This is a genomic window from Streptomyces sp. NPDC030991, assembly GCF_055571235.1.
The window spans coordinates 353865-373184 of sequence record NZ_JBVIFR010000002.1; the positions used below are offsets into that span (position 1 = coordinate 353865).

At 72.7% G+C, this 19320-nt stretch carries 14 protein-coding genes and 2 pseudogenes; 4 read left to right on the forward strand and 12 right to left on the reverse strand.

The features are described 5' to 3' along the window. Positions 1-114 precede the first annotated feature (114 nt). The 3 genes and pseudogenes from ACZ45E_RS05140 to ACZ45E_RS05150 all read left to right on the forward strand — a co-directional run. Positions 115-1752: an AMP-binding protein gene (locus ACZ45E_RS05140; protein ID WP_468216697.1), complete on the forward strand. Its 1638-nt coding sequence runs from the start codon at positions 115-117 to the stop codon at positions 1750-1752. 4 nt (positions 1753-1756) lie between these two features. Beyond that, positions 1757-2596 (forward strand): PaaX family transcriptional regulator, encoded by an 840-nt coding sequence (locus ACZ45E_RS05145; protein WP_468216698.1) that lies wholly within the window; start codon positions 1757-1759, stop codon positions 2594-2596. 130 nt (positions 2597-2726) lie between these two features. Further along, positions 2727-2900, forward strand: a pseudogene (locus ACZ45E_RS05150) (elongation factor 1-alpha C-terminal domain-related protein); the annotation flags it as partial. 42 nt (positions 2901-2942) lie between these two features. Here ACZ45E_RS05150 and ACZ45E_RS05155 read toward each other — a convergent pair. Next, positions 2943-5231 (reverse strand): bifunctional salicylyl-CoA 5-hydroxylase/oxidoreductase, encoded by a 2289-nt coding sequence (locus ACZ45E_RS05155; RefSeq protein WP_468216701.1) that lies wholly within the window; start codon positions 5229-5231, stop codon positions 2943-2945. 7 nt (positions 5232-5238) lie between these two features. Further along, positions 5239-6069 (reverse strand): enoyl-CoA hydratase family protein, encoded by an 831-nt coding sequence (locus ACZ45E_RS05160; RefSeq protein WP_468216702.1) that lies wholly within the window; start codon positions 6067-6069, stop codon positions 5239-5241. Positions 6070-6346: 277 nt separating this feature from the next. Between ACZ45E_RS05160 and ACZ45E_RS05165 the strand changes: the two genes are divergently transcribed. Next, positions 6347-6799 (forward strand): ATP-binding protein, encoded by a 453-nt coding sequence (locus tag ACZ45E_RS05165; protein WP_468216704.1) that lies wholly within the window; start codon positions 6347-6349, stop codon positions 6797-6799. 69 nt (positions 6800-6868) lie between these two features. On the opposite strand, the gene argF is transcribed toward ACZ45E_RS05165, so the two are convergent. The 10 genes and pseudogenes from argF to ACZ45E_RS05215 all read right to left on the reverse strand — a co-directional run bounded on the left by argF (position 6869) and on the right by ACZ45E_RS05215 (position 19312). Then, complete coding sequence (gene argF, locus ACZ45E_RS05170; RefSeq protein WP_468216707.1) at positions 6869-7885, reverse strand: ornithine carbamoyltransferase; 1017 nt, start codon at positions 7883-7885, stop codon at positions 6869-6871. A 132-nt stretch (positions 7886-8017) separates the two neighbouring features. Then, positions 8018-9244: an arginine deiminase gene (locus ACZ45E_RS05175; protein ID WP_468216709.1), complete on the reverse strand. Its 1227-nt coding sequence runs from the start codon at positions 9242-9244 to the stop codon at positions 8018-8020. 284 nt (positions 9245-9528) lie between these two features. Beyond that, positions 9529-12111, reverse strand: a complete 2583-nt coding sequence (locus tag ACZ45E_RS05180) for a polynucleotide kinase-phosphatase (RefSeq protein WP_468216711.1) — start codon at positions 12109-12111, stop codon at positions 9529-9531. Next, a pseudogene (locus ACZ45E_RS05185) lies at positions 12108-13674 on the reverse strand (3' terminal RNA ribose 2'-O-methyltransferase Hen1). The gene ACZ45E_RS05180 and the pseudogene ACZ45E_RS05185 overlap by 4 nt, the downstream one beginning before the upstream one ends. Positions 13675-13762: 88 nt before the next feature. After that, complete coding sequence (locus ACZ45E_RS05190; RefSeq protein ID WP_468216714.1) at positions 13763-14683, reverse strand: LLM class F420-dependent oxidoreductase; 921 nt, start codon at positions 14681-14683, stop codon at positions 13763-13765. A 261-nt stretch (positions 14684-14944) separates the two neighbouring features. Continuing rightward, positions 14945-15436: a DUF6099 family protein gene (locus tag ACZ45E_RS05195; protein ID WP_468216717.1), complete on the reverse strand. Its 492-nt coding sequence runs from the start codon at positions 15434-15436 to the stop codon at positions 14945-14947. 180 nt (positions 15437-15616) lie between these two features. Then, positions 15617-15970 (reverse strand): nucleotide pyrophosphohydrolase, encoded by a 354-nt coding sequence (locus tag ACZ45E_RS05200; RefSeq protein ID WP_468217144.1) that lies wholly within the window; start codon positions 15968-15970, stop codon positions 15617-15619. 122 nt (positions 15971-16092) lie between these two features. Then, complete coding sequence (locus ACZ45E_RS05205; protein ID WP_468216719.1) at positions 16093-17262, reverse strand: AAA family ATPase; 1170 nt, start codon at positions 17260-17262, stop codon at positions 16093-16095. A 229-nt stretch (positions 17263-17491) separates the two neighbouring features. Next, entirely contained in the window at positions 17492-17878 is a 387-nt protein-coding gene (locus ACZ45E_RS05210) for a cell division protein SepF (protein ID WP_468216722.1), read from the reverse strand. Between the two features lie 96 nt (positions 17879-17974). Further along, positions 17975-19312, reverse strand: coding sequence for an FtsX-like permease family protein (locus tag ACZ45E_RS05215; RefSeq protein WP_468217146.1), 1338 nt, complete (start codon positions 19310-19312; stop codon positions 17975-17977). Positions 19313-19320 lie beyond the last annotated feature (8 nt).

A 19320-nucleotide genomic window follows, 5' to 3' on the forward strand; every position in this document is an offset into this window, starting at 1 on the left:
CACGACGGCGGCCGGCCGGCCCCTCGATCCCGCACCGTATCGCGTGCCGTTGACTGTCGTCACCATCACGATACGCTCGATGCGCGACCACGCCACGGCAAGGGGGCGCCCCAGATGAGCCCGCAGTCCCTTCAGTCCCTGCACCCGTCCGCCCACACCGACACGTTCGCGCGCGACCACCTGCCCCCCGCGGAGCTGTGGCCCCGCCTCCTCCTCGACGGGCCGGGGCCGCGCTACCCGGAGCGGCTCAACTGCGGCGCCGAACTGCTGGACGCGACCGTGCGGCGGTACGGCGCGGACCGGCCCGCCTTCCTCTGCCCCGGCCGACCCCCGCTGTCGTACGGCGAGTTGCGGGAACAGGTCGACCGGATCGCGCGCGTGCTCACCGAGGACCTCGGGGTCGTGCCCGGCAACCGGGTGCTGCTGCGCGGCCCCACCACGCCCGACCTTGCGGCCTGCTGGCTCGCCGTGATGAAGGCGGGCGGCGTCGCGGTGACCGTGCTCGCGCAGGCGCGGCCCGCGGAGCTGGCCACGATGTGCGAGATGGCGCGGGTCCGGCACGCGCTGTGCGACGTACGGTCGGTGGACGATCTGACCAAGGCGGGCATACCGGGGCTGCGGGTCGTCACCTTCGGCGGCGCCGGGGCCGACGACCTGCGCCACCTGGCCGCGTCGAAACCGCCGGCCTACGAGGCCGTGCCGACCGCCGCCGACGATGTGGCCCTGATCGCCTTCACGTCGGGGACGACCGGGCGGCCCAAGGGGTGCATGCACTTCCACCGGGACGTGCTCGCCATCGCCGACACGTTCGCCCGGCACGTCCTGAAGGCGACGCCGGACGACGTGTTCGCGGGCAGCCCGCCGCTCGGCTTCACCTTCGGGCTCGGCGGGCTCGTCGTCTTCCCGCTGCGCGCCGGGGCCAGCGCGCTGCTGCTGGAACAGGCGGGCCCCCGGCAGCTGTTGCCCGCCATTGCCGCGCACCGGGTGTCGGTCCTGTTCACGGCGCCGACGGCGTACCGGGCGATCCTCGCCGAGCTGCCCTCGGAGGCGTACGACATCACCTCGCTGCGCCGTTGTGTCTCCGCCGGGGAGAACCTGCCCGCCGCCACCTGGCACGCCTGGCACGAGGCGACGGGGCTGCGTGTCATCAACGGCATCGGGGCGACCGAGCTGCTGCACATCTTCATCTCCGCCGCGGACGACGCGATACGGCCGGGCACCACCGGGCTCCCGGTACCGGGCTGGCAGGCGCGCGTCGTCGACGCCGACGGGTCCGAACTCCCGGACGGGGAACCGGGGTTGCTCGCCGTGCGCGGCCCGGTCGGCTGCCGCTACCTCGCCGGCGAACGGCAGACGACGTACGTGCGCCACGGCTGGAACATCACCGGGGACACCTACGTCCGCGACCCCGACGGCTACTTCCGGTACGTCGCCCGCGCCGACGACATGATCATCTCCGCCGGGTACAACATCGCAGGCCCGGAGGTCGAGGAGGCGCTCCTGCGGCACCCGGACGTGACCGAGGCCGCGGTCGTCGGCCACGCCGACGAGGCGCGCGGCCGGATCGTCGTCGCGTACGTGGTGCTGCGGCCCGGGGCGCGGCAGGCACCGGAGGCGCTGCGGGAGTTCGTGAGAGCGGAGCTGGTGCCGTACAAGTGCCCGCGCCGGATCGTCTTCCTGGACGCGCTGCCGCGCACCGCGACCGGGAAGCTCCAGCGGTTCCGGCTGCGCGAGCCCGGAACCGTACAGTGATCACGTGTCCGAGCAGCAGACCCCGCCCACCGGCCAGGCCCACACGCCGCGCTCCCTCATCGTCACGCTGTACGGCGCCTACGGGCGGGGTTTCCCCGGCCCCGTGCCGGTCGCCGAGCTGATCCGGCTGCTCGGTGCCGCCGGGGTCGACGCGCCCTCGGTCCGCTCGGCCGTGTCGCGGCTGAAGCGGCGCGGGCTGCTGGTGCCCGCGCGCAGCGCGTCGGGGGCCGCCGGGTACGCGCTGTCCGACGCCGCGCGCCAGCTCCTCGCCGACGGCGACCGCCGGGTCTACGGGACCTTCGCGCAGGACACGGAGCCGGAGGGCGGCTGGGTGCTCGCCGTGTTCTCCGTCCCGGAGTCGCAGCGGGCCAAGCGGCATGTGCTCCGCTCCACGCTGGCCGGTCTCGGCTTCGGCACCGCCGCGCCCGGCGTGTGGCTCGCCCCCGCGAAGCTGTACGACGAGGCGCGGCACACGCTGGAGCGCATCGGCTGCGCCGGGTACGTCGACCTGTTCCGCGGCGAGCACCTGGGGTTCGACGCGACGACCGACGCGGTGGCCCGCTGGTGGGACCTGGCCGCCCTGGCCAAGCTGCACGAGGCGTTCCTCGACGAGCACGCGCCGGTGCTGCGGGCCTGGGAGGCGCGCGCCGACACCCCGCCGCAGGCGGCCTACCGCGACCATCTGCTGGCCCTGGACTCGTGGCGGCACCTGCCCTACGCGGATCCGGGGCTGCCGGCTCGGCTGCTGCCGGACGGCTGGCCGGGACTGCGTTCCGCGCAGGTCTTCCGGGCGCTGCACGAGCGGCTGCACGAGGCGGGCGGCCGGTTCGTGCACGGTGCCTGAAGAGGTGCCTGAAGAGGTGCGTGAAGAGGTGCGTGCCAGGACCTGAGGGGCGCCCGCGCAGAACACCCGAGGGGACGACCACGGAGGGCCCACGGTGATCCCCGCCACACGCGGGGCCGTCATCAAGCCCCTGGGTAAAGCTGCCGAGTTGGCGGCGAACGATCTGGGCCGCGTGGAGCTGCGCACGGCCGAGCCGGTGGTCGTCGACGACTACGCGGAGATCCGGTGGACCGGCGCGTTCCTGCTGGTCGACCCGGAGGACGGGACGACGCTGACAGCGGGGATGGCGGAGCTGCCCCGGTGACGCGGCCCCGCCGGTGAGCCCGGTTGCCCGCAGGCGGTCGCGTCACCCCGGCAGGACGAGGCGCGGCTTCGGGGCGTCCGGGCGCCCGGCCCGGGGGCGGCGGCTTCCCGCCCGGTACGGTTCGGGCCACGTCACCCCGGGGCCCGCATAGCCCTGCTCGGCGGCGGCGTGCAGGGTCCAGTTCGGGTCGTACAGGTGCGGGCGGGCCAGTGCGCACAGGTCCGTACGGCCCGCCAGGACCAGGGAGTTGACGTCGTCCCAGGAGGAGATCGCGCCGACCGAGATCACCGGGACGCCGGTCTCGGCCCGGATCCGGTCGGCGTAGGGCGCCTGGTAGGAGCGCCCGTACACGGGCCGCTCCCCGGCCACGACCTGACCGGTGGAGACATCGATCGCGTCGGCCCCGTGCGCGGCGAACGCCCGTGCCGTCGCCACCGCGTCCTCGGCGCTCGTGCCCCCTTCGGCCCAGTCCGTGGCGGAGATCCGTACCGTCATGGGGCGGTCCTCGGGCCACACCTCACGCACGGCGTCGAAGACCTCCAGGGGGAACCGCAACCGCCCCTCCAGGTCTCCGCCGTACGCGTCCGTGCGCCGGTTCGTCAGCGGCGACAGGAACCCGGACAGCAGGTAACCGTGCGCACAGTGCAGCTCCAGCAGGTCGAACCCGGCCCGGGCCGCCCGCCGCGCCGCCGACACGAACTGCTCACGGAGGTCGGGGAGTTCACGGGTTGTCAGGGCGTGCGGGGTCTGGCTGCCCGGCTTGTAGGGGAGCGCGGACGCCGCCACCAGCGGCCAGTTGTCCTCCGGCACGGGCAGCGGTTCGTCGATCCCCTCCCACATGAGCCGGGTGGAGCCCTTGCGGCCCGCGTGCCCGAGCTGGACGCCGATCGCCGTACCGGGCGCCCGCGTGTGCACGAACTCGGTGATCCGGCGCCAGGCACCGGCCTGTTCAGCGGTGTAGAGACCGGCGCAGCCCGGGGTGATGCGGCCCTCGGGGCTGACACACACCATCTCCGTCATGACCAGGCCCGCCCCGCCGAGCGCCCGCGCGCCGAGGTGGACGAGGTGGAAGTCGCCCGGGACGCCCTCGGCCGCGGAGTACATGTCCATCGGGGAGACGACGACCCGGTTGCGCAGCCGCAGCCCCCGCAGCTCGAACGGCGTGAACATCGGGGGTGTGTCCGGCGGGCAGCCGAACTCCTCCTCGACCGCCGCCGTGAAGCCGGCGTCCCGCAGCCGCAGATTGTCGTGGGTGACCCGCCGGCTGCGGGTGAGCAGGTCGAACGCGAACTGCCGTGGTGGGCGGCCGAGATGGCGCGGCAGGTCCTCGAACCACTCCAGGCTGGCCCGCGCGGCGCGCTGCGTGGAGGCGACGACGGGCCTGCGCTCGGCCTCGTACGCCGCCAACGCCGCCTCGATCGTGGGCTGTTCGTGGAGGCTCGCGGTGAGCGCGAGCGCGTCCTCGACGGCGAGCTTGGTGCCGGAGCCGATGGAGAAGTGCGCGGTGTGCGCCGCGTCCCCGATCAGGACGCAGTTCCCGTGCGACCAGCGTTCGTTGACGACGGTGCGGAAGGTGAGCCAGGACGAGTTGTCGGACTTCAGGGCGCGTCCGCCGAGCGCGTCGGCGAAGACCTTGGCGACCTGCTCGACGCTCTCGCGCACGTCCAGGTCGGCGAGGCCCGCCGCCCGCCACACCTCCTCCCGCATCTCGACGATGACCGTGGACTCCTGGCCGCTGTACGGGTAGCCGTGCAGCTGCATCACGCCGTGCCCGGTCTCCGCGATCTCGAAGCGGAACGCGTCGAGGGCGAAGTCGGCGGCGAGCCAGATGTACCGGTTGCGATGCTCCTCGACGCGCGGGCGGAACACGTCGGCGTACGCCTCGCGGGTCCGGCTGCGCACCCCGTCCGCGGCGACGACCAGGTCGTACGTGGCGCGGAGCTCGGCGACCGGCGGCGCCTGCGTACCGAAGCGCAGGTCGACGCCGAGCCGGCGGCAGCGGTCCTGGAGTATGGCCAGGAGCCGGTGCCGGCCGAGGGCCGCGAACCCGTGGCCGCCCGACCTCTGGCGCACGCCGCGGTGCACCACGTCGATGTCGTCCCAGCGCACGAACGCGTCCCGCAGAGCCGCGTACACGACCGGGTCGGCGTGCTCGATGCCGCCGAGGGTCTCGTCGGACAGGACGACGCCGAAACCGAACGTGTCGTGCGGCGCGTTCCGCTCCCAGAGGGTGATCTCGCGGTCCGGGGCGAGACGCTTGAGGAGTGCGGCCGCGTACAGGCCGCCCGGGCCGCCGCCGATGACGGCGACGCGCTGCGCGCGGGAGGTCACGCCGCGATCACCTCCCCCGCCACTTGGGTGGCCGCTTCTCGGTGAAGGCGGCGTGGAACTCGGCGTAGTCCTCGCCGTTCATGAGCAGCGCCTGCGTCGCGGCGTCCATCTCGACGGCCGCGGACAGGGGCATGTCGAGTTCGGCGGTGAGCAGGGCCTTCGTCTGCGCGTGGGCGAGGGCGGGTCCATCGGCGAGGCGCTGGGCGAGCGTGAGCGCCGCCTCGTCGGCGCGGCCCTCCTCGGTCAACTCGCTGATGAGGCCGATGCGTTCGGCCTCGGGGGCGCGGACGGCGTCGCCGAGCATGAGCAGCCGGGTGGCGTGGCCGAGGCCGACCACGCGGGGCAGCAGATAGGCCGCGCCCATGTCGCCGCCGGAGAGACCGACCTTGGTGAACAGGAACGCGAAGCGGGCGCTCGGGTCGGCGACCCGGAAGTCCGCGGCCAGGGCGAGCACGGCGCCGGCGCCCGCCGCGACCCCGTGCACGGCCGCGATCACCGGGAACGGCGCCTCTCTGACCGCCCGCACCACCTGGCCCGTCATCCGGTTGAAGTCGAGCAGCTGGGCGGTGTCCATGGAGAGGGTGACACCGATGATCTCGTCGACATCGCCGCCGGAGCAGAAGCCGCGCCCCCGCCCGGCGAGGACGAGGGCGCGCACCGTCCTCTCGCGGGACAGCTCGGCGAGCAGGTCGCGCAGGTCGGCGTAGGCGCCGAAGGTGAGGGCGTTGAGCTTCTCCGGCCGGGCGAGCGTGACGGTGGCGACGCCGCGCGCGTCCACGGCGTAGGTCAGATGGCGCCAGGTCCCGGTGGGCGGAGTGGAGCCGGTGAAGGGACTCATTCGCGTGCGGCCTCCTACTGGGGCGGGCGTGCGCGGCGGCTGTCCCTCGAAGTTATCACCGGTTCGTGACTGCCGTCATCAGGACGCGATAGCCGTTCCGCGCGTGACCCTAAGGCCCCGCATAAGCCTCACGTCAGGCGATAAGGCCCAATGTCCCGAGGAACACCACCCGGAGCCTCTATCGGTGCACGCCGTACCATTCATAAGGTTGAAAGCAGGACGGCGGCCCCGGTCGTCCTGCCAGCCCGTCCCCGAGCCGCCCCACTCAGGACTCGCCTTGCCCCTTCCTTCCGGCCCCCCGACGCCCACCTCCTGGCGTCTGGCCCTGCCGCACACGGCTGCCGCCGTACCGGTCGCCCGCGCCCTCGTCCGCACCGCCCTGGCCGAGATCGAGTCGCCGGTGACCGACGCGTACACCGCCGAGCTGCTCACGGCGGAGCTGGTGGCGAACGCGGTGGAGCACACGACGGGCGAGACCCCGATCGAGCTGGTCGTGGAGGTGCTGGAGACCGGCTGCCAGGTCGAGGTGCACGACCCGGACCCGTCGCCGCCCGCGGATCTCACCAACCCGGACGACGCCGAGATGCCCGACCCCTGGCAGGAGCACGGCCGCGGCCTGCTGCTCATCCGCACGCTCAGTTCGTCGTGCGGGCACCGCCCCACCGCGTCCGGCAAGGCGGTCTGGTTCACCCTTCCCGCAGTGCCGTGCCAGCGTCCGCCGTCGGAGTAGCGGCGGCGACGGCGAGGACCGGGCCGAGCGGATACCGGGGCGGAGGGGGCGGCCGCCGTGAGCGGCTCGCTACTTCTGGCCGAGCGTGGCGACCATGATGGCCTTGATGGTGTGCATCCTGTTCTCGGCCTCGTCGAAGACGACGGAGTGCGCCGACTCGAAGACCTCGTCGGTGACCTCCAGCGAGTCCAGCCCGTACTTCGCGTGGATCTCGCGCCCGACCTTGGTGCCCAGGTCGTGGAAGGCGGGCAGGCAGTGCAGGAACTTCACGTCCGCGTTGCCCGTGGCGCGCAGCACGTCCATGGTGACCGCGTACGGGGCGAGCGACGTGATGCGCTCGTCCCACACCTCCTCGGGCTCGCCCATCGAGACCCAGACGTCGGTGACGACGAAGTCCGCGCCCGCCACGCCCTCCTCGACGGTCTCGGTCAGGGTGATGCGGGCCCCGCTGCCGGCGGCGAGCTCGCGCGCCTTGGCGATGACCTCGTCCGCGGGCCAGTAGGCACGGGGCGCGACGATCCGCACGTCCATGCCGAGGAGGGCGCCGGTGACGAGGTAGGAGTTGCCCATGTTGAAGCGGGCGTCACCGAGGTACGCGAAGACGATGTCGGTCAGCGGCTTGTCACTGTGCTCGGTCATCGTCAGCACGTCGGCGAGCATCTGGGTGGGGTGCCAGTCGTCGGTCAGCCCGTTGTAGACGGGGACGCCCGCGTACGCGGCGAGCGTCTCGACGGTCTCCTGCGCGTCGCCGCGGAACTCGATGGCGTCGAACATCCGGCCGAGCACCCGGGCGGTGTCCTTGCTCGACTCCTTCTTGCCGATGTGCGAACCGGCGGGGTCGATGTACGTCGTGGAGGCGCCCTGGTCGGCGGCGGCCACCTCGAACGAGCAGCGGGTGCGCGTGGAGGACTTCTCGAAGATCAGGGCGACGTTCTTCCCGCGCAGGTACTGCGTCTCGGCGCCCGCCTTCTTGGTGGCCTTCAGCTCCGCGGCCAGGTCGACCAGACCGCGGAACTCCTCGGCGGTGAAGTCCACCTCCTTGAGGAAGTGGCGGCCGGTGAGGCCGGGACGCTGGTCAGTCGCCATGGGGGCGCTCCTGGGGTACGACGGGGCAGAACAAGAGAACGATGGAAGTCTATACGACCATCCACATTTCTATACGTCCGGCCTCGGCGCACCGGACCGGCCCGGCCTCGCCCCGGGACGTGCCGGGACGGCTCAGGTCACCGGGTCGCGCTCGACCGGACAGCTCATGCAGCGAGGCCCGCCCCGCCCCCGGCCCAGCTCACTGCCGGGGATCTCGATCACCTCGATGCCCTGCTTGCGCAGATACGTGTTGGTGGTCGCGTTCCGCTCGTACGCGACCACGACGCCGGGCTCCACGGCCAGCACGTTGCAGCCGTCGTCCCACTGCTCGCGCTCGGCGGCGTGCACGTCCTGGCTGGCGCTCAGCACGCGGACCCCGCTCAGCCCGAGCGCCGCGGCGATGGCCCGGTGCATGTGCTCGGGCGGATGGTCGGTGACCTTCAGCTCCCGGGCCGAAGCGCCCGGTTCGATGGTGTACGAGCGCAGCATGCCGAGCCCCGCGTACTGCGTGAAGGTGGCGCCGTCGACCATCGTCATCACGGTGTCCAGGTGCATGAAGGCCCGCCGCTTCGGCAGGTCGAGCGCGACGATGGTCCGCGCCGAGCCCGCCGCGAACAGCTTGTGGGCGAGCATCTCCACGGCCTGGGGCGTGGTGCGCTCGCTCATCCCGATCAGCACGGCACCCTGCCCGATCACGAGCACGTCCCCGCCCTCGATCGTGGACGGGTAGTCGGCCTGCCCCTCGGACCAGACGCGGAAGTCCTCGTCGCGGAAGAGGGGGTGGTGCCGGTAGATCGCCTCGAAGTGGACGGTCTCGCGCCGGCGGGCGGGCCAGCGCATGGCGTTGATCGAGACGCCGTCGTAGATCCAGGCGGAGGTGTCGCGCGTGAACAGGTGGTTGGGCAGCGGTCCGAGCAGGAAGTCGTCGAGCTCCATGACGTGGAACCGGACCGACATCGGCTCCGCGTGCCGGTCGAGGAACTCCCGCTTCGTCATACCGCCGATGAGCGCCTCGGCCAGCTCCCGCGCCGGCAGCGTCTCGAAGGCGCCCCGCAGCGCGCCGGTGGCCAGCGGGCCGTACTCCTTCTCGTCGAAGACCCGGTCCAGGACGAGGGAGCGGGCGGCGTCGGACTCCAGCGTCTCCGCGAGCAGATCGCCGAAGAGGTGCACGGTGACGCCCCGGTCGCGCAGCACGTCGGCGAACCCGTCGTGCTCCTGCCGGGCGCGCCGCACCCACAGGACGTCGTCGAAGAGGAGCTGGTCCTTGTTGCTGGGCGTGAGCCGTTTCAGCTCCAGATCGGGCCGGTGCAGAATGACGCGGCGCAGCCGCCCTGACTCGGAGTCGACGTGAAATCCCATGGGTTCCATCCTTCCCCGCGCGGGCCGCTTTGCGCGGGCCGCTCGGCGCGGGGCGATCGGTGGGGGGCGATCGGTGGGGGGGTGAAGGGGGTGGTGGGCGAGTGCGGGTCCGGTGGGGGCTGGTCGCGCAGTTCCCCGCGCCCCTGCGAGGCGCACTGCGTGCGCGCTCTTGGTGCTGCGGCGAAGCCGCACGCTCCAGGGGCGCGGGGAACTGCGCGAGCAACCACGACGAAAGCCGCACCCGCACACCATCGTCATCCCGCAACGGCGCGAAGGCCGGCGCGTCACAGTCGAGGATCGACCGGCTCCGACTCGAGGGCCAGCACCGCGAACACCGCCTCATGCACCCGCCACAACGGCTCCCCGCCCCCGAGCCGCTCCAGCGCCTCGAGACCGAGCCCGTACTCCCGCACGGCGAGCGACCGCTTGTGCCCGAGGAACCGCTGCCGCAGCTTCGCCAGGTTCTCCGGCCGCGTGTACTCGGGCCCGTAGATGATCCGCAGGTACTCCCGCCCCCGGCACTTGACGCCGGGCTGCACGAGCCGCCCCTTCTCGTCCCGGACGAGCGCCCCGAACGGCTTGACGACCATGCCCTCACCGCCGCGCCCGGTCATCTCCAGCCACCAGTCGACGCCGGCCCGCACCGACTCCGGGTCCCCGGTGTCGACGTACAGCCGCCGCGTGGTCCTCAGCAGTCCGCTCCCGTCGTGCTCGACCATCCGGTCGATGAGCGCGAGCTGCTCGTCGTGCGGCAGCGCGGCGAGCGACCGGCCGCGCGCGGCGAGTATCTGGAACGGCGCGAGCAGCACCCCGTCGAGCCCGTCCGTGTTCCAGCAGTAACGCCGGTACGCGTCCGTGAACGCGGCGGCGTCCGCGGCCCGCCCGTGCTGGCGCGTGCGGAGCGCGGCCACGTCGACACCGCGCGCGGCCGCGGCCCCCAGTGCGCCGAGCACCCCGGGGAACACGGCGCCGGCCGCCGCGCCGACCGCCGCGTACTGTGAGCGCAGCAGCCCGGAAGCCTTCAGCGACCAGGGCATCAGCTCGGCGTCGAGCAGCAGCCAGTCCGTGTCGAGCTCGTCCCAGAGCCCGGCCGCCGTGGCGGCGTCCCTGACCCGGCCGAGCACGTCCTCGGTCGCCTGCGGGCTGTCGAAGAACGGGCGTCCGGTGCGGGTGTAGAGCGAGCCCGTCACCGTGCCGTCCTCGACGCCGAACCGCTCGCGCGCCGCCGCCGCGTCCTTGCAGACGAGGGCCACGGCCCGCGAGCCCATGTGCTTCTCCTCGCACACGACGCGGGCCACGCCGTCGGCGGCGTACTGGGCGAACGCCTCGGCCGGGTGCTCCAGATAGCCGGGGATCTCGGACGTCGCGGTCGGGGCCATCGTCGGCGGCAGGTACGGCACCAGGCGCGGGTCGACCGCGAACCGGCTCATGACCTCCAGCGCCGCCGCCGCGTTCTCCTCGCGGACGGTGACCCGGCCGGTGTGCCGGGTCTCCACGGTCCGGCGGCCGTGCACGTCGGCCAGGTCGAGCGGCCTGCCCTCGTGCCCGCCCGGCGCCTCGGACGCGAGCGGCCTGACCGGCTCGTACCAGACCTGCTCGGCAGGTACGTCGACGAGCTCGCGCTCCGGCCAGCGCAGCGCGGTCAGCTTGCCGCCGAAGACGACGCCGGTGTCGAGGCAGATGGTGTTGTTGAGCCAGGTCGCCGTGGGCACCGGGGTGTGGCCGTAGACCACGGCCGCCCGGCCCCGGTAGTCCTCGGCCCACGGGTAGCGCACGGGCAGGCCGAAGGCGTCGGTCTCCCCGGTCGTCTCCCCGTACAGCGCGTGCGAGCGCACCCGGCCCGAGGTCCGCCCGTGGTACTTCTCGGGCAGCCCCGCGTGGCACACGACGAGCCGGCCCCCGTCGAGGACGTAGTGGCTGACGAGGCCGTGGACGAACTCGCGCACCTCGGCGCGGAACTCCTCGCTCTCCTTCCCCAGCTGCTCGACGGTCTCGGCGAGTCCGTGCGTGTGCTGCACGTTGCGGCCCTTGAGCCAGCGCTCCAGCTTGTTCTCGTGGTTGCCGGGCACGCACAGCGCGGTACCGGCCTTCACCATCCCCATGACGCGGCGCAGCACGCCCGGGGTGTCGGGGCCGCGGTCGACGAGGTCGCCGACGAACACGGCGGTACGGCCCTCGGGGTGCACCCCGTCCTCGTACCCCAACTCGGTGAGCAGAGACTCCAGTTCGCTCGCGCAGCCGTGGATGTCGCCGACGATGTCGAACGGCCCGGTGAGGTGTGTCAGGTCGTTGAACCGCTTCTCGCGTACGACGCTCGCGCCCTCGACCTCCGCGACACCGCGCAGCACGTGCACCTTGCGGAAGCCCTCGCGCTCCAAGTACCGCAGCGAGCGGCGCAGTTCGCGGGTGTGCCGGGTGATGACGCGGCGCGGCATGTCGGCGCGGTCGGTGCGGGCCGCGTTCCGCGCGGCGCACACGTCCTCCGGGACGTCGAGGACGACGGCGATCGGCAGCACGTCGTACTTCCGGGCCAGCTCGACCAGCTGACGGCGGCCGTCCTGCTGGACGTTGGTCGCGTCGACGACGGTCAGCCGTCCGGCGGCGAGCCGCTTGCCCGCGATGTAGTGCAGCACGTCGAACGCGTCGCCGCTGGCGCTCTGGTCGTTCTCGTCGTCGGCGACCAGACCACGGCAGAAGTCGCTGGAGATGATCTCGGTGGGCGCGAAGTGGGCCCGGGCGAACGTGGACTTGCCCGAGCCGGACGCGCCGACCAGCACGACGAGGGAGAGGTCGGTGACGGGCAGCGTCCGCGCGCTCTTCTTCTCGGGGCTCTCGGGGTTCTCACTGCTCCCGGTGTCGACGCTCATGCGGCCTCCACCTCCTTCTTCTTCTCAGTCGTGTCGTTCGGGGTCGTGCTGTGCGGCTCGGTCAGGGTGAACACGGCCATCTGGGTGGGCGGCCCCACCTCGGGGTCGTCGGGCCCGACCGGCACGTACCGCACCTGGTACCCGTGCCGCCCGGCGACGCGCTCCGCCCACTCGCGGAACTCCGCCCGGGTCCACTCGAACCGGTGGTCGCCGTGCCGGACGTGCCCGGCGGGCAGCGTCTCCCAGCGCACGTTGTACTCGACGTTCGGCGTGGTCACGAGGACGGTGCGGGGCCGCGCGCTCCCGAACACCGCGTATTCGAGCGCGGGCAGGCGCGGCAGGTCGAGGTGCTCGACGACCTCGCTCAGCACCGCCGCGTCGTACCCCGTGAGCCGCTTGTCGGTGTAGGCGAGCGAGCCCTGGAACAGCTGCACGCGCGCCGCCTGCCGCTCCCCCATGCGGTCCAGCTTGAGCCGCCTGGCGGCGATGGTGAGCGCCCGCACGGACACGTCGACGCCCACGATCTCCGCGAACCGCACGTCCTTGAGCAGCTCCTGCACCAACTGGCCCTGCCCGCAGCCGAGATCGAGCACCCGCGCCGCGCCGGACGCGCGCAGCTCGGCGAGGATCGCCTCGCGCCGCCGCACGCCGAGCGGCGCACCCCGCTCCTCGGCCCCGCTCCCCTCCTCGACAGCTCCGACACCATCACCGGAATCACCGGAATCACCGGCATCACAGGCATCTCGGGCTTCCACGGCTTCCACGGCTTCCACGGCATTGTCGAGGTTCTCGACCTCCATGTCGTCGGCGTCCGCGAGCCGCACCAGTTCCAGCCGTTCCATCGCCTGCCGGGTCAGCGACCAGCGTCGCGAGAGGTACCGGCTGGTGATCAGCTTCTGCTCGGGGTGTGCGGCCAGCCATCCCTCGCCCGCACGGAGCAGCTTGTCGACCTCGTCGGCGGACACCCAGTAGTGCTTGGCGTCGTCGAGGACCGGCAGCAACACGTACAGGTGCCGCAGCGCCTCTGCCAGCCGCGACTCCCCCTCCAGCACGAGCCGCACATACCGCGACGCCCCCCACTCGGGAAACCGCTCGTCCAGCGGCACCGTCTCGACCTCGACGGCCCAGCCGAGCGGCTCGAACAGCTTCCGTACGAGATCGGGGCCGCCCCGCGCGGGCAGCGCGGGTATCTCGACGCGCAGCGGCAGCGTCTCCTCGGCGCGCCTTGCAGACCCCGCGCAGCGCACTGGAGAACACGCTGCTCAGCGCGACCGCGAGCAGCGACGACGCGGCGTAAGGACGGTCGTTCACGTACTGCGCGAGCGACGCGTCGGGGGCTCCGCCGCGGCCCTTGCCCTTGCCGCGCCGGACCAGCGCCACCGGATCGATCTCCAGGAGCAGCGCGGCCGTGCAGCGCTCCGCGCTCGCCTCGGGGTAGAAGACGTGCGCGGTGCCGTAGGAGGTGGCGAACTCCTGCGCGCTCTCCGGGTGCTTGTGCAGCAGGAACCCGAGGTCGGTCGCGGGGCGTTCCGGGGTGCCGGTGGTACTGATCGTCAAGAACACAAGGCCGAGTCTCCCGCGCCGCACAGCCTCTGGCCAGCGAGTTTCGCCGACCGTCCGGCCGGGGCGCGGGGCCCGGACCTCCGCCGCCCTACAGCTGCGACTGCACCTGGGAGGAGATCAGCTCCAAGTGGTCGAGGTCGTCGAGGTCGAGGACCTGGAGGTAGACGCGCCCCGAGCCGATCGCCGCGTACCGGCCCAGCTTGTCGACCACCTCGGCCGGTGAACCCGCGAGCCCGTTGGCCTTCAACTCCTCCACATCGCGGCCGATCGTCTCCGCCCTGCGCTTCACCTCCTCGTCGTCCTTGCCGACACACACCACCAGCGCGTTCGAGTACACCAGGTCGTCGCCCGCGCGCCCGGCCTGCTCGGCTGCCGCCCGCACCCGGCCGAACTGCCGCTCGCTGTCCTCGATCGACGCGAACGGAATGTTGAACTCGTCCGCGTACCGCGCGGCCAGCCGGGGCGTGCGCGTCGCCCCGTGCCCGCCGATCAGCACCGGCACCTTGCCCTGCGCCGGCTTGGGCAGCGCCGGGGAGTCGGTCAGCTGGTAGTACGTGCCGTCGTAGCTGAACGTGGAGCCGATCTCCGTGGACCACAGGCCGGTGACGATCGCCAGCTGCTCTTCGAGCCGGGCGAACTTCTCCTTCGGGAACGGGATCCCGTACGCCTTGTGCTCCTCCTCGAACCAGCCCGCGCCCAGGCCGAGTTCGACCCGGCCGCCCGACATCTGGTCGACCTGGGCCACCTGGATGGCGAGCACGCCGGGCAGCCGGAAGGTACCGGCGGTCATCAGCGTGCCGAGCCTGATCCGCTTCGTCTCCCGGGCGAGACCGGCCAGGGTGATCCAGGCGTCCGTCGGGCCGGGGAGCCCGTCGGACGTGCCCATGCGCACGTAGTGGTCCGAGCGGAAGAAGGCGTCGAAGCCCAGGTCCTCCGTCGCCTTGGCGACGGTCAGCAGCGTGTCGTAGGTGGCCCCTTGCTGAGGCTCCGTGAAGATTCGAAGATCCATACCTCCATCCTGCACGGTCATGGTCGGTCGTGCGGTGACCCCAGTGGTCCCGCCGCGCCTGACCTGCCCGTGCCTGGGCAACTCGCCCCCGCGCGACCCGCCCCCCAGCAGCACGGTGCGCCCACCGGGCTGTTGCGGCAGATGGAAGAGCTGGTGGCCGCGCTCAACGCGGATCTGTCGCAGCTCGGCGCCGACCTTCGGGAAGCACCCGGCGCCCCCGGTCCGGTCAGGGGGTGCCCGGCGATGTCTGACGCGCCCCGGTCAGGCCGCCGAGTCCGAGCCGGGCTCCGCGTCATGCCGGCGCGGGCGGCTGTCCCATTGCGGAAGGCGCCGCAGTATCTCCAGGACGCGGTCCCGGGACTCGTCCGCCGCGTCGATCGACTCCATGCACTGCCAATAGGCCCCCTCCTCGAACGACGCGCTCGCCACGGCGACGAGCGCGATACCGACATCGCCGAGCAGCGCGCCCAAGCTGCGCAACGCCTCGCGCGCATCGCCCAATTCGGTCATCTGCGCCGCCCGGATCCCGCCCGCTCCCACCACGGGTATCACCGAGCCGCCACTGCCGCGCGCCCCCGCCTCGGTCAGGGCGCGCGCCTCACCTCGTAACTCCAACGGCCCTTGCAGCGCGAGCCGACTGCCGATCGCCTGAGCCAATGCCTGTGCCTGCCACGCCTCCCTCATGATGTCCGGCGCGTCCTGGCTGTGTGCCAGGGCCCGTCGGCCGACCCCGATGAGCCGCACCGCATCCATTCGCGTCCCCGTCCGTCCCGCTCGAACTCCCTTGCTCACTACCCAGAGTGAGGGTCTCCGAGACGAAAAGCCAGAGGAAGTCCGAAATCTGTGCACGTCGAGTTCGATGTGGATATTTCTATGACTCCGGAGAGTGACAATCGGCGATGTCCGGAGCCATGGAATCCGGGCCGCGCGGACCTACGCGCCCGGGGCCGGGAAGCGGCTCTCGTTGCGGTCGATCTTCGCCGCCAGCGCGGCCAGCGCGTCGATGCCGAGGACTTCGCAGAGTTGCAGGAGGTACGCGAGGACATCGGCGACCTCGTCCTGGACGCGGTGCGCCGAGTCCGGATCGTCCATCACGTGGGCCGACTGCTCGGGGGTCAGCCACTGGAAGATCTCGAGCAGTTCGGACGCCTCAACGCTGAGCGCCGCGACCAGGTTCTTCGGGGTGTGGAAGGGCTCCCAGTCCCGGGCCGCGGCGAACCGCGCGAGCCGGGCCTGGAGGCCCGCCACATCCAGGGGGCGGTCTTCTTCGCGACCCGCCCCGGGCACCTCATCCACCCCGGCCGCCTCACCTGCCCCAAGCGCCTCGCTCACGCCGGTCACCTCACCCGCACCCAAGACCTCACCCGCACCCTCACCCGCCACGCCGCCCGCCTCACTCTTCTCGTCCGTCACGGTTTCAGGTCTACCACCGCCGCGCCCTGCGCCCGCGCCGCCTGTTCCGCGGCGCCTGACTCGGTCACCGAGGCGACGAGGCGGATATGGCCGCGGGCGCACATCCGGCCGGCCAGGGCGATGAGTTCGGTGCTCTGCCTCGGGTCGAGGCCCCGGTCGAGGCCGTCCGCGAGGATGGTGAGGCTCTGGTACGCCTCGGGCACCTCGGCCGCTGGGTCGACCTCCAGGACACGGGGCCCGGTGAGCAGGACGAGGGCGAGGGCCAGGTAGCGCAACTCCCCGTCCGCGAGCCGCTCGACCGGGGTGCGCGGACCGTCGCCGCGGTCGATGACGGCGCGTACGGCACCGTCCCGCTCCTGCTCGGCCAGCACGTCCGCCACCGGCCCGGCGAGGCCCGCCCGGGCGGCGGAGACCAGGAGGGAGTGCCGGATGCCGCATTCGGCGCGGGTGCGGCGCAGTACCGTCGCCAGGTTGTCGCAGCCGCCGGAGAGCCGGTCGGCGTGGGCCCGGCCCGGGGCCCGCATGCGGGTCGGGGCCGGATCGCAGGCGAACACCGAGCGCAGCCCGACCACGACCTGCTCGGCGGCGGCGAGGACCAGGCGCTGCCCTTCCGTCCGGCCGGCGACGCGCAGCGGGAGCAGGGCCGTGCCGAGCAGGTCGTCGGGGAGCGGCCCGCGGGTCACGGGCACCGACCCCGCGGTGTGCCAGGCGGCCTGGACGTCGCGGCGGTCGGGGTCGCGCAGCGCGGTCTCCAGGTAGGTGATGCCGGGGCCGGTCAGCCGCTCGCCCACGACGCGGAGTTCGGGTTCGGCCTGGACGGCGAGGTCGAGGCGGGCGGGTCCGGCCGGCCCCTCCACGGTGCAGCCGATGCGGAAGCCGCGGCGGTGCTGGGCGTCCGGCCTCGCGCGTTCGGGAACGTAGCGCGACGGGTCGGGGAACGCCTGCGCCAGGGTCGCTCCGCCACCGAGTCCTGCGAGCGCCTCCAGTGCCCGCAGCGCGCTGGACTTGCCGCTGCCGCTGGGGCCGGTCAGTACGGTGAACGGGCCGAGCGGGACGGTGACTCCGCGGTGGCGGCCGAAGGCCGAGAGCCGCAGTTCGGTCACGCGCGGGCGGTCCGGGGACACGGCCGGGGTCGGCGGGGGCGTGCCCCGGTGGAGCACTGTCATGCGGTGAACGTAGGCGGAGGGGCGCCAGCAGAACCGTTCATCCCCCAGACCTTCCTACGATCGGGGGACTATGCCCTGCGGGCTTGCCATGAACCGCGCCCGTCTTCCCCTGCGGAAGCCGCCACCGGGAACCTCCTCCGGAAGCCGCCGCTGGGGGCCGTCGCCGGAAGCCCCCGCCCGGAGCCACCGCCGAAAGCCCTACCCGAAGCCGCCCCCGCCGGGGGCCAGGTCAGGAAAGGGCGTTCGCCCCCGCCACCAGCCCCTGGACCTCGGTCCCGGGCGGCGCCAGCAGGAAGACGTTGCGGTCGACGCGGTGCATGCCGCAGCCGAGGCCGAGGACGACGCCGCTGCTGAAGTCCAGGACGCGCTTGGCCACTTCGGTCTCGGCGCCCGACAGGTCGAGCAGGACCGGGATGCCCGTCATGACGGTCTCGGCGACCTCGCGCGCGTCGCCGAAGACGTTGACCCGCAGGACGACGAAGCGGCGGCGCGGCTCCGTCTCGGGTTCGGGGATCGCCCGGTGGCCGACCGCCGACGGCCACTCGTTGCGGCTGCGCAACGGTACGACCTGGGCGAGCCCTTCCCACTGTTCGTCGGTGACGTCGTGGCCGTTCACTGCCCCCACCCCGTCCGGGCTCGCACTGATGTCTGCACCCGACCAATTCTTACGCCATGTCACCCGTTCAGCCCAACACCGACACGGACCGAAGCCTCACGCCGCCAGGGTGACGGCCTCCACCGCGGGCACCCTGACACCGCGTCGCGCGGTGGCCAGGCTGGTGACCGAAGTGGCTGCGGCGGCTATGGCCACCACCGCGATCCAGATGCCGGGGCCCCGGTCGGGCAGCAGCCCGTCGGAGCGTACGGCGGTGAAGGGGACGATGCCCGCGAGCGCCGCGAGTGTGCCGAAGAACACTCCGGTGACGGTCAGGACGACCCCTTCGACGGCGACGGTCGTCAGCACCTGGGCGGGGGTCGCGCCGGCCAGGCGCTGCTGCCCGAACTCGCGCACGCGGTAGGCCGTGGCGGCGTACAGGGAGTTGATCAGCATGATGCAGGCGAAGACGACGATGATGCCGACCACGGTGAGGTTGAGCGTCTCCAGGCTCTTGTCCTCCACCGACCTGGTCAGCCCGGACGCCTTGATCGCGTCGTTCTCGACGCCCTGCATGTACAGCGTCGCGGTGGCCACGCCGGTGAAGAGGATCAGCGGCATGAGGACACCGGCGAGTTCGGGGGCGCGTCGGCGCATGGTGCGTACGGTCAGGTAGCCGCTCGCGCCGGCCAGGGCCGTGAGGAGGGGCTCGATCCGGCCGAGGACGGCGCGCAGCAGGGACGTCGAGACGAGGGCGAAGCCGACGGACAGGAGGATCGCCCCGTAGGCGGGGGCCGCCATCAGGGCGGCGTCGGTGGTGTTCATGGCGAAGGTGCTGCTCACGGCGAGCGCGCCGACGAGCAGGGCCGCCCAGGACGCGAACTTCCGCCCGCGGCCCGCCCCCTGGCGGATTCCCGCGGCCGCCCTCGTGGCGCGGCGCACCGCGAGGAAGGCCGCTCCGGCCGCCGCGAGGAGCGTCACGCCGGTGCCGGACAGCAGGGCGATCGGGCCGAAGGAGTAGTCGACGGAGTCGGCGACCTGGCCACTGTCCTTGAAGACGTCGAGCAGGATGCCGCCGCCGAGCATGGCGGGGCCGATCGCGAGGAGCACGCCCACCAGGGCGACGGCCACGGATTCGCCGACGACCATGCGTTTGATCTGGGCGGGCGTGGCGCCTGTGGTGCGCAACAGGCCAATTTCCTCGGTGCGTTGACGGACATTGACCGTCAGTGTCGAGGCGATCGCGAAGAAGACCAGGAGGGTGCCGTAGCCGCCGACGACGCTCGCCGCCGTGGTGAGCGTGTCCGCGCTGACCTTGTCGACGCCGTCCGCGCCCGCCGTGTCGTGCATGGAGTTGAACGTCATGATGATCGCCGCGCCGAGGAACGCGGAGAGGAGGGTCGCCAGGAAGCGTCCGGGGCGCCCGCGTACCGAGCGCGCCGCGAGGCCGAGCATCGTGAACA

Coding starts and splice junctions, on each gene's coding strand:
- ACZ45E_RS05140 (WP_468216697.1), top strand. CDS start 115: ATGAGCCCGCAGTCCCTTCAGTCCCTGCACCCGTCCGCCCACACCGAC.
- ACZ45E_RS05160 (WP_468216702.1), bottom strand. CDS start 6,069: ATGAGTCCCTTCACCGGCTCCACTCCGCCCACCGGGACCTGGCGCCAT.
- argF (WP_468216707.1), bottom strand. CDS start 7,885: ATGGCGACTGACCAGCGTCCCGGCCTCACCGGCCGCCACTTCCTCAAG.
- ACZ45E_RS05175 (WP_468216709.1), bottom strand. CDS start 9,244: ATGGGATTTCACGTCGACTCCGAGTCAGGGCGGCTGCGCCGCGTCATT.
- ACZ45E_RS05180 (WP_468216711.1), bottom strand. CDS start 12,111: ATGAGCGTCGACACCGGGAGCAGTGAGAACCCCGAGAGCCCCGAGAAG.
- ACZ45E_RS05190 (WP_468216714.1), bottom strand. CDS start 14,683: ATGGATCTTCGAATCTTCACGGAGCCTCAGCAAGGGGCCACCTACGAC.
- ACZ45E_RS05195 (WP_468216717.1), bottom strand. CDS start 15,436: ATGGATGCGGTGCGGCTCATCGGGGTCGGCCGACGGGCCCTGGCACAC.
- ACZ45E_RS05205 (WP_468216719.1), bottom strand. CDS start 17,262: ATGACAGTGCTCCACCGGGGCACGCCCCCGCCGACCCCGGCCGTGTCC.
- ACZ45E_RS05215 (WP_468217146.1), bottom strand. CDS start 19,312: ATGCTCGGCCTCGCGGCGCGCTCGGTACGCGGGCGCCCCGGACGCTTC.